Below are 14,710 nucleotides of genomic sequence, written 5' to 3'. Positions count from 1 at the left end.
CATTAATACTTCCGGCGGTGAAGCGAGACTGTTCAGCACGCAAAAATATACGAGCAATTTGCAGAGCGTCAAATATGCGTTTACCGTCGTTCGCAAGGTGATTGATAAATCGCTTAAGCCTATCGGCATGATTGCGGTGGATGCGAATATTAGCGTCATTGAGGATCAAATGAGCGAGCTCGATAAGGTGACAAATGGAAAATCGGTCATTATCGATGAGCTTGGCAATGTCGTTTATGACAGCGACAAGCAGCGAATGGCCACAAACATTATGAGTGATCCTACGGTAGCCCAAGCAAAGGGCACGAAGGGGAGCTTTTATTTTGAGCGTGACGGTGTTAATCGTTTATACATTTATACGACCTCGCCCAATACGAAATGGAAGGTAATGACCTCCATTCCGGACAGTGAGCTGACGAAAGATGCTGTTGTCATTCGCAACGTAACCTGGATCGCTACAATTATTACGATTATCGTCGCGCTTTTTATTTCTGTTGTGTTTTCCTTTGCACTAACGAATCCGCTCCGCAAAATGATGCGATTGATGAAGAACGTGCAGGAGGGTGACTTTAACGTTCAGTTTCAAGTGAAATATCGGGACGAGGTAGGCCAGCTAGGCAATCAGTTCAACCGAATGATTGTCCGAATTGATCACCTCATTCAGGATATTTATTTGATGRAGACAAAAAAGAAGGAAGCTGAGCTGCACGCGCTGCAAAGTCAGATCAATCCGCATTTCATGTATAATACGCTCGAATCGATCCGAATGGCGGCTGAGCTGAATGACGATCAGATCGCAGCCGACATGATTGCCATACTCGGGAAGCTGCTGCGATACAGCATAAGCGATTTGCATGAGGAAGTAACGCTGGAGAATGAGGTTCTGCATATGCGCAACTATGTGGAAATGCTTAATTATCGTTATCCGAACCGCTTCCATTTAGAAACGCATATAACCGATGATATGCTGAAGTATCCTATGATTAAGCTTGTGCTGCAGCCCATTGTCGAGAATGCGATTTATCACGGCATGGATGACAATAAGGCCTCGATGAGAATTGTGATGAGCAGCGAGCGTACGCCGCATGGTGTGCTGCTTCGCATAAAAGATGATGGGCTTGGCATGGATGAGGATACATTAGATCGCTTAAACCGTTCACTTGCAGGATCGGAGGAAGCGGTCGTCAAGCGCAAATCAGGCGGAATCGGCTTGAAAAATGTAAACGAGCGTATCAAGCTCCACTACGGAAACGCATATGGCTTGAAGGTGACCAGTGAACGGGGGAAAGGCACCGAGGTTATTTTACAGTTTCCACTATAATGAGGAGAGACGCTGCATGAACAAATACATTTGTATGCTGCTGCTTATTGTTCTTTTGTCCAGCATAGGCTTGACGGGATGCCAGAAGGCACAAGGCAACAGCGAAAAGGAAAAGGAGCCCGTTAGCAAAGAGGAACAAGTTGGTCAAAATGTGACGATTAACGTAATGACCAATCGTGTTGATCTGATGGAGAATGGCGTGTTTCAAAAATATGCCGATCAATTTGCACAGCTGAATCCTGGCGTAACGGTCAAGTTTGAGGGCATAACCAATTATGCCAGCGATATTATGCTGCGCTTATCCACTCGCAGCTTAGGCGATGTGCTGCTGCTTCCGAACAATATTAAAAATGAAGACTTGCCTGATTATTTTGAGCCGCTAAGCGATAGCTTGTTCGAGCATATTCATTTTGCAGACTTTAAAGCCTATGCTGGACAACGCTTTGGCATTGCTACCGGCGCTTCCACGACAGGGATCGTATATAATAAGCAAGCTTTCAAAAAGGCAGGCATTACACAAATCCCAACGACGTTGGAGCAGTTTTATGCAGCATGCGAGAAGCTGAAGAAAGCCGGCATTGTGCCTGTCTATCTGAACTATGGCGCTCAGTGGCCGCTTATGACTTGGGGCGAGGATCTAGTCAGCTATATGACTGGTAATGCCGACTATTTAAATAATATGGTCAACACGGACGAGCCGTGGACTATTGATAATGCATGGGGACAGTCAATTTCCATCGTCAAAACATTAATATCAAAAGGGTATGTGGAAAACCAATTGCTCACGAATCAATGGGAAACATCCAAAAAAGAGCTTGCTGACGGTAGAGCCGCCATGTATTTAATGGGTAACTGGGTCATCAATCAAGTTATTGCAGCGGGTGCGAAATCGGAAGATATCGGCTTTTTCCCATTCCCTTACGACAATAGCGAGAAGCGCTTCTCGCCGCTAAGCCCGGATTGGTTTGTGGGTGTAAGCAAATTTAGCGAGAATAAAGAGCTCGCCGAGGCGTGGGTCAAATTTTTTGTAAACGAATCTGGTTATGTTGATGATTCGGGCTTCTTGCCTGTGATTGAGGATAAGCAGCCTTCCTTGCCGCAATTTCAACAGTTTCTATCGTTCAACATCGAATTTCTGGAGCGAAGAGTGCCAGACGACCTCTTGCTTGAAATTGCGAATACAGCTCAAATTGCATTTTGGTCCGGCGATTATATTCAAGAGTGGATTGCCTCTCCAGATTTGCAGAAGGTGTTTACCGAATACAATAGGCGCTGGAAAGAAGCGCGAACCATTACTGAAAGCTAAGGTGGACTACCGATGTCAAACAAGGTTACCATGCAGCAAATTGCTGATTATTTAAGCGTATCAAAGTTTGTTGTCTCGAAGGCGCTCTCCGGCAAAGGCGGCGTCAGTGAGGCAACACAGGAGCGGGTTATTCAAGCGGCATCGCAGCTGGGTTATTTTACGCAAAAGAATGCTTATGTGAAAACAATGAAGCTTGAGCAGCTTCCCAAAACACCTGCCGCCCACAAACAATCGGTGCTTGTTCTTATGCCAAATATTCGCTTCCAAACGAAGGAGTCGCTGTATTGGGGAAGAATCCTCGATGGGATTGCTTCGCGATTGGAGGAAGATGGTTATGGCATGGTCATTGTGTCAGAGCAAAGCGTCGATCATTTCCTTCATTTCTTGAACCCGAATGGCATATTGGGGCTTATCGGCGTGGGAGAAATTTCAACTCCGCTGCTGTTAGAGGTGCATCGCATCGGCTTGCCAATGGTGCTCGTGGATCATGAGGATATGTTGATTCCTAGTGATACGGTGTTTACGAACAATTATGATTCAATGTATCGCTTGACGAAACATTTGATTGGTAAAGGACATACGCAGCTGTGCTTTATTGGGGATATGAATTATTCGAGGAGCTTTAAGGATCGGTTTCTTGGGTTCCGAAGTGTACTGGAGGAGCAGGCTCTGGTGGAGCCTAGGTTCCAAATGAGCAATGACTGTTATCTTCCCGTTGAAGGTTTTGAGCATGAGCAGTTTCAAGAGCCGATAAAACAGTGGGCAATCAAAAGGCTCAAGGCAAAAACGATGCCAACGGCGCTTCTATGTGCAAATGACATGATCGGTATCGGTGCGATTGATGCCATGAAGGAGCTAGGTATTGCGGTTCCGGAAGAGGTGTCCATTACAGGCTATGACAACATTGACGATTCCTATCGCATGACACCTTCTTTGTCGACGGTGCATGTGCCTAAGGAAGCGCTTGGCAAGCGTGCGGTAGAGAGGCTGATTAGCAGAATAACGAACAAGCAGGAGCCGATGGAGAAGCTGCTTGTAGCTGGAGAGATCTTGTACCGAGAGTCAACGGCGCAGGTGAAAGCATGACTTAGGACATAGGTTGATGTATGAACAATGAAGTTTAAATGGATGAATGGCTTATGATTTGTCATATTGATAACGATTTCGAATACAATTATAAATATATATTGTATATATTATATATACAAAATTCGCGATATTCGACAAGGAAAGTGGTTAAAAACGCTCGATGTATAGGAAAAAAGCTATAAATTAGCGTCTTCCTTAGTTCTAAAGAAGGGTAATTTACTTCATTCGACAAAGATGTGGGTATTGCCTAAAAAGAGGCTAACCTATATTATATATTACAAATATTAATATGGAGCTTGGTGATAGCAAATGAATTCAACAGTCCGTACGCCGCTTTACCAGAAAATCCAGGATTATATCCGTGAGTTGATTGCTACGGAAGGCTTGAAGGCGGGGGACCGCATTCCGACCGAAAAAGATCTTATGAAGTTGTTTAACGTCAGTAAAATAACTGTAGTGAATGCGATGGTCGGTCTTGCGAACGATGGAATCATTTCCCGAGTACCGGGAAAGGGCAGCTTCGTCAGCAATGATGGGCAGGTAGAAGTGGATGAGACAGTGCCGGCTACGCCGACAGTTGGTTTAGAAAGAGCGGCAACCCAGAATAAAACGCATATGATTGGTCTCGTTATGCCATCTATTTATGATTATTTTGCCATCCGTTTAGTTGAGGGAGTGCAGAGGGCGCTAAGAGAAAAGGGCTACCGAAGCATGATTTTGCTGTCTGAGGGCGATGTGGATAAAGAGAAAGAAGCGTTTAAGACGCTAAAGGAATTCGGTACGGACGGTTTGCTTGTATTTCCCGTAGATGAAGAGAATTATAACGAAGAAATATTAAATATGAAGTTCAATGGCTACCCCTTTGTACTTATCGATCGTTTCCTGCCTGGCGTAGAAACCAATTATATCGCTGCGGATGGAAGGCTTGGAACAAGCCTTGCAGTCGAATATATGTGGGAGCTTGGGCACCGGGAAATTGCGATTTGCTCAGATTCTCCGCTGCAAACGGTTACGGTACAGGAGCGGATTGAAGGTTATATGGACGCTTTGAAAAACAAAGGCGCACTCATTAATCCGGCTCATATTATTACCGATTTTAATGTTGGTAGTCTTAAGGATGCGGAGAAGCATCCGTTATACCGCTATATTCGCAACCGAATGGCTACAGCGTATATTACGCTTAACGGAAGGCTGGCTGTTCGAATTTATCAAATGGCTAGGCAAGCGGGGCTTCGCGTGCCTGAGGATTTGTCTATTATCAGCTTCGATGACCCGACATCTATCGTAGATGAGTTCAGCTTGTTTACACATATCAATCAGTTTGAGCATGATATGGGTTATCGTGCAGCAAGCACACTGATCAACATTATTGAGAATGGGGTAGACCCAAACAATAGATATAGCAAAACGCTGCTTAATCCTGAGCTGGTTATCCGCCAAACGACTGGACCAAGACCAGTTCAATAATTGAATAAGCGATAAAATTGAGAATCTTTTCCGCTAAGGAAAAGATTTTTTTATTTATATATTGAATATATTGAATCTATATATTATATTATGAATAAGACGAATGTTTATAAAGCTTGGTTGCAAAGTCATATAGCGAAGTTTTGAATAGTTTCGCGAGTACGATCTGAAAACGCTAACATTTTGAAGTCGATAGGCATGTATGGGAAAAAGCCTGTATGAAATATAGAACTGGATGATAAAGGAGACCTACAAATGCCATACGAAAAAGTGAGAACGGAGCAGTTGAAGTCGCTGTTGGACCGGTTGAAGGAACAAATCTACAAGCCGCTTACGGATTTGAAAGTAACCGCTTGGGTTACTGAGGAGCCGGTTTCTTACGAGGATAGGGAGTCAGGCAGGAAGATTGAACTCGCTGCGGGAGACCGCTGGGGAAATCTTTGGGACTGCGCTTGGTTTCACTTTAGCGGAAAAGTACCGCAAGAAGCGAAGGGCACCAAAATTGTACTTCTTATCGATGTGAATGGTGAGCTTTGTTTAGTAGATGAAGAGGGAACACCTACTCAGGGTTTAACGAATATAAATTCTGAGTTTGATTATAGCCTTGGCCTTCCTGGCAAACGTGTTGTACACATTAGTGAAAGCGCGCAGGGAGATGAAGAAATTGATTTGTGGGGCGACGCAGGCTGCAATGATTTGTTCGGTCGCTTCCGCAGTGGCACTTTGAAGGAAGCCCAAATCGCAATCTGCCACGAGAATATCCATCAGCTTTATTATGACGCTGAGGTACTTCTGGAGACGGCAGATCGTTTGCCTGAAGGGTCAGCACGCAGAGCACGCATTTTGCAGTCTTTGTATGAAGTCTCTCATATCCTTACATCTTTGAGTGAAGAAAGAGTGGCTAAGGCATCGAAACTGCTGCGTGAGCAGCTTGATAAACGCGGCGGAGATCCAGTGCTTACTATTAGTGCCGTCGGCCACGCGCATATGGATCTGGCTTGGTTATGGCCTATCCGTGAAACCATCCGTAAGGGAGCACGCACATTTTCAACGGTGCTGCGGATGATGGAACGTTACCCTGACTACATCTTTGGAGCAAGCCAGCCACAGCTTTATGATTGGATGAAAATTCATTATCCGAAGCTGTATGCCAGCATCAAAGAGCGTGTGCAAGAAGGGCGCTGGGAGCTGCAAGGCGCGATGTGGGTTGAATCGGATACAAACGTACCTAGCGGAGAAGCCCTGATCCGTCAAATCCTTTACGGAAAACGGTATTTCCAAGCAGAGTTTGGTCAAGAGATGAAGTCGCTTTGGATGCCGGACGTATTTGGATACACAGCGAGCTTGCCTCAAATTTTGAAAAAATCAGGCGTTGATTACATGATGACGCAGAAGCTGTCATGGAGCATTTACAACCGTCATCCCCACCATACGTTCCACTGGGAAGGAATCGACGGCTCGCGTGTCCTGACTCATATGCCGCCTGAGGATACGTATAACAGCCCGGCTGCACCTCGTTCTATTGTGAAGGCAGAGAATGAATACATGGACAAAAACGTATCGGAGAATTGTCTCATGTTGTTCGGAATCGGCGATGGCGGAGGCGGTCCTGGCGAGGAGCATCTCGAGAGATTGCAGCGGGAGAAAAATTTACTGGGCCTTAGCCCAGTTGTTCAAGAGCATTCTTCGCAATTTTTTGAGAAGCTTGCAGTTGGCTCTGATCGTTATCAAGTGTGGTCCGGGGAGCTTTATCTGGAGCGCCATCAAGGAACGCTGACGAGCCAAGCGCGCAATAAACGGTATAACCGTAAGCTTGAGAAAGCTTTGCGCGAGCTTGAATATGCAGCTGTCTTGGCTGAAAGAACAAAGGGCAAACCTTATCCTGCGCAGGAGCTGGAAACGATATGGAAAGAAGTGCTGCTCTATCAATTCCATGATATATTGCCAGGCTCCTCTATTAAACGCGTATATGATGAATCGTTGGAGAGATACGCAATACTGCTGGAACGTGTCGAGCAATTAATTTCCGAAGCTTACGAAGCGGTTGCACAATCCGTATCTGCTGAGAAAGGCTCTGAGGTGATCTTTAACTCCCTGTCATGGGATCGGGAAGAATGGATTGAAAACAATGGCGCATGGCAGCGGGTTCGTATTCCTGCTATGGGATATGCCGTTGCAACTGGTTCACTAGCGCTTGCTGAGACGGCAGCAGCTGAAGCAGAAATTGCAGCTGCCCGGACGCAAGAGAAAACAGCGGCAAATAACCTCTTTCCTGATATGAGGGCATCGGCTATCGATCGGATAATGGAAAATGATATGTTATCGGTTACGTTCGCTGAAGACTTCACGATTATATCCATCATTGATAAAGAGCTTGGCCGGGAAATCATCCCGCATGACCAGAAGGCGAATGAACTCAGCCTGTATCATGATGAGGGCGATGCATGGGATATTAAACAAGATTATCGCCTCTCGGGAGGAGTACCGCTTGAGCCATCTGAATCATCAGCTTTCCAAGATGGACCAACGGTAGGCTTGCTGCTTGTATATCGGTTTGGTCAATCAACAATGACGCAGAAGGTCATCCTGACTCAAGGAAGCCGCCGTATCGATTTCGTTACGGACGTTGATTGGAAGGAATCAGCGAAGATGCTGCGTACATCCTTCCCTGTCAATATTCGTTCGGACAGTGCGAGCTGTGAAATTCAGTTCGGCTACTTGAAACGCCCTACACATCGCAATACGCTGTGGGATTATGCGAAGGATGAAATTTGCGCTCATCAATGGATCGATCTTTCGGAGTCGGATTATGGCGTCGCACTTCTCAATGATTGCAAATACGGACATCGTGCTTGGCAGAATGTGCTGGATTTGAATCTTTTGCGCAGTACATCGTATCCAGATCCAGAAGCCGATCAAGCAGAGCATCAGTTTACGTATTCTTTGTACCCGCATAAAGGGGATCATGTTCAGGCAGAGGTTTATAAGCGTGGATATGAGCTTAACGTACCACTGCGTTCGGTAAGCATGACAGCAAGCGACGAGGCACAGCATTTGCCAGCAGCAAAATCATTTTTCAGCGTTGACCATTCCAATGTAATGGTTGAAACGGTGAAGCAGGCAGAGGACGGAGATGATCTCATCATCCGTTTATATGAAACCGCAGGAACACATCTTAAGGCAAAACTCATTGCAGCTATGAACGAAGCGGATGCTTGGCTTACTGATTTGATGGAAACACCCATCGATAGAATCCATGCGGAGGAAGGGGCATACCACCTGGCMTTTACTCCATTTGAAATAAAAACGATCCGTTTGGCAAGGAGGTAAAGCATATGACAGAGTCAGTATTGTGGAAACGAATTTGGCGGCACAAACTATTTTATTTGTTTATGCTGCCCGGCATCATCTGGTTTTTCCTCTTTTCCTACGTCCCACTTTTTGGCGTACAAGTGGCATTTCGTGATTTCATGTTCTCTGGGGGCTTCACTGGAAGCCCCTGGGCAGGACTGAAATACTTCCAGCAGTTTTTCTCCTATTATCAGTCATTCGAGTTGATCCGCAACACGATTATCATCAGTCTCATGAAGCTTCTTATCGGATTTGCAATGCCTATATGTCTTGCAATTCTATTGAACGAGGTTCGCAACATTAAATTTAAGAAAACCGTGCAAACGCTTTCTTATTTACCGTATTTCGTTTCATGGATTGTCGTTGTTACGCTGATGCAGCGTCTTCTTACTCCATCTGGAGGTCCAATCAATGAATTGCTTGGTGTGTTTGGTGTAGAACCGATTCAGTTCTTGAACAATACAACATGGTTTTATCAAATCGTTGTAGGCTCAGATATTTGGAAAAACATCGGGTGGAACTCGATCATCTATATGGCAGCAATCGCCGGCATTGACCAGCAGCTTTACGAGGCGGCTAAGATCGACGGCGCTGGGCGCACTCGCCAAATGTGGCATGTAACGCTTCCTGGTATTCGCAACATTGCCGTTATTTTGTTCATACTCTCGGCCGGCAGCTTAATGAGCGCTGGTTATGAGCAGCTGCTCCTGCTGAACGGTCCGGCTACCGCCGCAATCGGCAGCGTACTCGATGTGCATGTTATCAGCTCCGGTATAGGTGAAGGCCGATTAAGTTATGCGGCTGCTGTAGGATTATTCCAGAGTGTCATTGCACTCATTCTTATCGTGACTGTCAACCGAATTGCTCGCAAGGTTAGCGACGTATCCCTGTTTTAAGGAGTGGTTTGATATGGCGAAAAGCCGATTTTCTATATTTAGCATTTGTAATTATATTTTCTTAACATTGTTCGGATTGTCGATGATCTACCCGTTTATTTACATTCTGGTCTACTCGCTCAACGATGGAAAAGATTCGATGATGGGTGCGCTTTATTTCTTCCCTCGTAAATTTACACTGGACAATTACGTAGAGGTTTTTGATAATGCCCGCATTTGGCAGGCCTACAAAATCACGCTGCTTCGAACGGTGCTCGGCACATTCCTGCACGTAGGGCTTTGTACGCTGATGGCTTATGCGCTTTCCAAAAAAACGCTGCCAGGAAGAACATTTTTTACGTATTACATCTTTTTGCCAACGATATTCAGCGCTGGATTCATTCCGTATTTCATCACTTTGCAGAAGCTGCATCTGATCAACAGTTTTTGGGTATATGTCATTCCGATGTTATTCAATTTCATGCATATCGTCATTCTTCGAACGTTCCTGCAAGGCATACCGGAGGAGCTAGAGGAATCGGCACGAATTGACGGCTACGGTGACTTTCAAATATTCCTTAAAATCATACTACCGTTATCGGGTCCAGTTCTTGCGACTATCGCTTTGTTTATCGGGGTTTCGCATTGGAACGACTGGTTTACAGGCGCCTATTATGTGTCGGATAAAAATCTGATACCAGTTCAAACGCTGCTGCAAGAATTGCTGACCGAAGCGGAAGCGCTATCATCCTCCATGCAGAGAGCGGCGCAGCAAGGCGGTCAGACCGTCAGCGTCAATGTGGCTGGGGCAACACCGGAATCGCTTCGAATGGCTTTGCTCGTTATCACGGTGTTTCCGATCTTGTGTATTTACCCGTTTTTGCAGCGTTACTTCGTCAAGGGCGTTATGATTGGCTCGGTCAAAGGATAATCGTCCGCATTCGGGACTTTATCATATTTCATTACAGTTCACGGGAGGGTTTTTATGAAGAACAAAAGAGCAAAAAGCACTTCGTTGTTTCTCGCAGTAACTCTGATGGCGGTTACGCTGTTTGGCTGCAGCAACAACAACGGTGGCGCCGTCAATAAGCCTTCGGACAACGCAGGCACAACTAACAGCGGTACAGAGCAAAAAGAGGTGAAACTCAAAGTTCTTCACAACTGGAACGGCTCCAGCGGCAGCGACACAGACACGACGGCGATCGAGAAGGTTATTAAAGAAAAAACGGGGATTACGATCGAGTGGGAATATACAAAGGGCAGTGAAGTTGAGAAAGTGAACACCATTTTTGCAACTCAAGATATGCCTGATATTTACACAGGTCCAGCTTGGGGCGGAGAGCTAGATGGAATTATAAAAGCAGCGAAGGAAGACCAATTGGTCGATCTTTCGGATAAGCTGGACAAATATCCAAATCTAGCAAAAGCGATTCAGAAAGACAATGTTCCGCCAGCGCTTTATGAGAAAGCTTTTGATGTGTATGACGGCAAGCAGTTCTTGCTTTACCAGAACCACCCTGCAACACCTGAGGATGCAATGGATTGGCTTTATGGCTTCTATGTCCGCAAGGATATTGCTGAGAAGGTTGGAGTAGACCCGCAATCCGTACGTACAAAGGAAGAGCTTTACAGCTTCCTGAAAAAAATCAAGGACGCTGACCTGAAGGAAAATGGCATGTCTGTTATTCCTCTCGGAGGCTTCCATAACGGCTGGGCTGTCGGTATCGGCAATACGATGTTCTATGGCTCTGGTTATGTAGATAAAGGTGATGGAACGCTGGAAAACAGCTTCTTCTCGAAACAATACGAGGATTATACGCTGTATTACCGCAAGCTGATCTCCGAAGGTCTGCTTGATCTTGAAGCGTTTACGCAAACTGATCCAATCGCGAATGAGAAAATCAAGCAAGGCCGTATTGCAGTGCTGGCTGCTCACTATCCAGCGATTCTCGATGCTTCCAAGGACTATGTGAAAGCGCATCCAGGCAGTGATTATATTCCAGTTGGCCCGCTTGAGCGTGCTGGCGCTGCTGCAGACCGTCCTGCTGACCTTTCTATTCAAGGAAACAACGTAACCGTTATTCCGAAAAAATCGAAAAACGTAGATGCAGCGCTTCGCTTGCTGGACTATCTTGCTTCTGATGAAGGTTTCCTTCTCGTACGTTACGGCATTCAAGGCGAACATTGGGATATGGAAAACGGCAAGCCTGTAGCCAAAAAAGAATGGTTTGATAAATTCTCAGCGGATACAACTGGCAAGATGAAGAAAAATGAAGGAATTGGCATTGGCCTTGAGAGCATGTCTGGCCAAGACCGCATCAACTCCGTTGGCGCTGGAGACATCTGGTCTGATCAGGATCGTCTGGCAGCAATGGATAATGCGCGTAAAATTTTACGCCCTAACGGTATTAGTGTTATTTCGGCATACAATCCTGGCGACGTTATGATTAAGTCTCCTCAGTGGGAAATGCTGAAGCCATCCATGGACAAAATAGGCGACGTCTGGAAAGAAGCGATTTATGCGAAATCGGATGAAGCGGCACTAAAAATCATTAATGATCTTCGCGGTCAGATGAATAAAACAGGCTATAAAGAAGCAATGCAGTTTACTAATGACAACTTGAAAGGCAAGGAAGTTGCTTTGTTTGGAATGGCAAACTAAAGGAGGCTTCTCGCTTTGACGAAGGGTTTGGGACAACGAGCAGAGTGGACCGGTTTTCAAGAATCAAGGCCGTATGGCCCGAAGTATGATTTGCGGACCGATTTTGTCATGGTATACGGAATATCTGATGATTTGCCTGAGCGGATCGAAGGCTGGAGAAATGCCGGCTATAAGATTCATTTGATGACAGGTGTATCTTGGGGGGAGTATCAGGACTACTTGTACGGTCGATTCGACGGACGGGAGCACTGGGATGAAGCTCAAATGGACCGCAGCGGAAATCATCTGCTTCATGGCAAGGATGTTCCTTATATGGTTCCGACCATTGCCTTCGCTGAATATTTGGCTTCTCATATTAAACGGGCAATCGACTCTGGTGCAGAAGCGATTCATTTGGAGGAGCCGGAATTTTGGGCGGCATCTGGTTATTCCGATGCGTTCAAGCGGGAGTGGCTGAATTATTACGGGGAGGATTGGATTCCTCCCCACTCCTCGCCGGACGCTCAGTATAGAGCATCCAAGCTGAAGGCGGCAATGTACTATCGTGCGCTTGACCGGCTTTGCAGTCAAATGAAGGAATATTCCTTAGTAACCTACGGTAGAACGGTGCGTTTCTATGTCCCAACTCACAGCTTGATCAATTACACGCAGTGGCGAATTATAAGTCCTGAGGCGCTGCTCGTGTCGATGCYTGGCTGTGACGGTTTCATTGCTCAGATCTGGACGGGAACGGCTCGTACTCCGAACGTTTATAAGGGGCTGCGCAGAGAGCGAACCTTCGAGACGGCATATTTGGAATATGGAATTATGCAGGAGCTCACTCGTGGGACGGGGCGTGAAATGTGGTTCCTTCACGATCCGATAGAGGATAACCCTAGATACAGCTGGAGCGACTATCGTAAAAACTATCGTTCTACTGTTGTTGCTTCCCTGCTGCATCCTGAGGTGAAGCAATACGAGGTATGCCCATGGCCGCGCCGTGTATTCGAGGGCAGCTACCCGACTGAGGACGGGAAAGGAAAAGAAATGATCCCGGGTGACTATGCGACCGTGCTTCTGACGGTCATGAATGTGCTGCGCGACATGCATAACCATGATGAGGTTGCTGGAGACGACGCCTATACAGCTGGCATTGGCCTTTGCTTATCCAACTCTGCAATGTATCAACGCGGGGACGTTATCCGTGAAGGCGAGCAGGAAGGCGAAGCCGCCAAATATGACGGAACGAGTTCAGCTGAAGAGCTGAGTGAAGAGCAGAAGGAGCTTCTTGACTGGTCGTCCTTTTACGGACTCGCGCTTCCGCTCGTGAAGGTAGGCATTCCGCTAAGACCGGTACAGCTGGACAATATTTTGACCTTCCCAGGGTATTTGGATCATTACCGGGTGCTGCTGCTCAGCTACGAATTTATGAAGCCGGAGCATCCGGGCATTCATCAAGCTATCGGACAATGGGTGAGGGAGGGCGGCATACTCATCTATGTCGGTGACGGCTCGGACCCCTATCATGAAGTACGGGAATGGTGGAACCGTGAGAACAGCCGCCGCTCTTACATGCGTCCGGAAGAACATTTATTCGAGTCGCTTGGCTTAGGTAGAAACCCGGAGCAAGGAGAGTTTACGGTAGGCAGCGGTGCTGTTTTATTTTACCGTGAGAATCCAGCGGAGTTGTCCCGTTCTGAAGCGGGTGCAGCTCTTATACGGAGTGCTGTAAAAAGGTCGCTCGAGATCCGCGGAGAAATGGTTGATTATAAGGAAAGCACCTCGCTGCATATTAGACGGGGGCCTTATGTCATTACTCATGTGCTGGATGAGAGGGAAGCGGATGATTCAATCATTCTGGAAGGATTGTTCGTTGATTTGTTCGAAGCGAGCATGCCTGTGAAACATTCCGTGGAAATCAAATCGGGCGAGGACAGCTTGTTGTTTGATTTGAACTACTCGGATAAACAGCTGGGAGAAACAAGTATTCTTGTTAGTTCGTCACGCATTCGTGAGGAGCTGTTGGCTGAAAACGGAATTTCCTTTGTTTCAGAGTCACCGCTGGACATCACGGTTAGTACGCGCCTGCGTGTTCCAAGTGAGCCTAGCAGCGTCACAGCTGGTGATCAAGCGGCATCATACGAGTATGATGGAGAGTCAGGAACGGTGCTTCTTCGCTATCCAGGCATTCCGGAAGGAATTGCAGTAAGCGTGGAATGGTAATGCGATAACAAACAAACGATTGAAGGGGCTGTCCCAAAGTGATGAACTCACTGGAGAGATAGCTGGATATGAATATTGAAAAAATGGCGTCACAGAGATTTAATCCTGTGACGCCATTTTTCTATTTTGGTCTATTGATGTTTGCTTAAGCAAATAGTGGACAAGCGAATCTTGGCGTATGATCGAGGTAGGAAATGGAGCAATAAGCACATATATGTTCTTACAGCGAGAGAAAGGGCTAGGTTTGTTGTCTGTAAGCACATATATGCGCTTATAGAGTAGCTGCGGCGTATGATCGGGGTAGGAAATGGAGCAATAAGCACGTATATGTTCTTACAGCGAGAGAAAAAGCTAGGTTTGTTGTCTGTAAGCACATATATGCGCTTATAGAGTAGCTGCGGCGTATGATCGAGGTGGGAAATTGAGCAATAAGCACG

General features: G+C 46.3%; 9 protein-coding genes. All 9 read left to right on the top strand.

The genetic code is table 11. The features are described from left to right. Window positions 1-1,321: sensor histidine kinase (locus AC1DSE_RS17105; protein ID WP_477527944.1), on the top strand; the 1,321-nt coding region annotated here is incomplete at its 5' end. 16 nt (window positions 1,322-1,337) lie between these two features. Continuing rightward, entirely contained in the window at window positions 1,338-2,627 is a 1,290-nt protein-coding gene (locus AC1DSE_RS17100) for an ABC transporter substrate-binding protein (protein WP_477512522.1), read from the top strand. 12 nt (window positions 2,628-2,639) lie between these two features. Beyond that, window positions 2,640-3,713 (top strand): LacI family DNA-binding transcriptional regulator, encoded by a 1,074-nt coding sequence (locus AC1DSE_RS17095; protein WP_339204673.1) that lies wholly within the window; start codon window positions 2,640-2,642, stop codon window positions 3,711-3,713. A gap of 312 nt (window positions 3,714-4,025) precedes the next feature. Further along, window positions 4,026-5,183, top strand: a complete 1,158-nt coding sequence (locus tag AC1DSE_RS17090) for a GntR family transcriptional regulator (RefSeq protein WP_477512523.1) — start codon at window positions 4,026-4,028, stop codon at window positions 5,181-5,183. 255 nt (window positions 5,184-5,438) lie between these two features. Then, complete coding sequence (locus tag AC1DSE_RS17085; protein WP_477512524.1) at window positions 5,439-8,513, top strand: alpha-mannosidase; 3,075 nt, start codon at window positions 5,439-5,441, stop codon at window positions 8,511-8,513. 5 nt (window positions 8,514-8,518) lie between these two features. Next, window positions 8,519-9,430, top strand: coding sequence for an ABC transporter permease (locus AC1DSE_RS17080; protein WP_076268992.1), 912 nt, complete (start codon window positions 8,519-8,521; stop codon window positions 9,428-9,430). Between the two features lie 13 nt (window positions 9,431-9,443). Then, entirely contained in the window at window positions 9,444-10,340 is an 897-nt protein-coding gene (locus AC1DSE_RS17075; RefSeq protein WP_339204670.1) for a carbohydrate ABC transporter permease, read from the top strand. A gap of 54 nt (window positions 10,341-10,394) precedes the next feature. Then, window positions 10,395-12,071 (top strand): extracellular solute-binding protein, encoded by a 1,677-nt coding sequence (locus AC1DSE_RS17070; protein ID WP_477512634.1) that lies wholly within the window; start codon window positions 10,395-10,397, stop codon window positions 12,069-12,071. Between the two features lie 15 nt (window positions 12,072-12,086). Beyond that, window positions 12,087-14,273, top strand: a complete 2,187-nt coding sequence (locus AC1DSE_RS17065; RefSeq protein WP_477527943.1) for a hypothetical protein — start codon at window positions 12,087-12,089, stop codon at window positions 14,271-14,273. Window positions 14,274-14,710 lie beyond the last annotated feature (437 nt).

This window comes from Paenibacillus sp. 01L418 (assembly GCF_056400045.1).
This window is presented reverse-complemented; position numbering and strand designations above follow the sequence as displayed.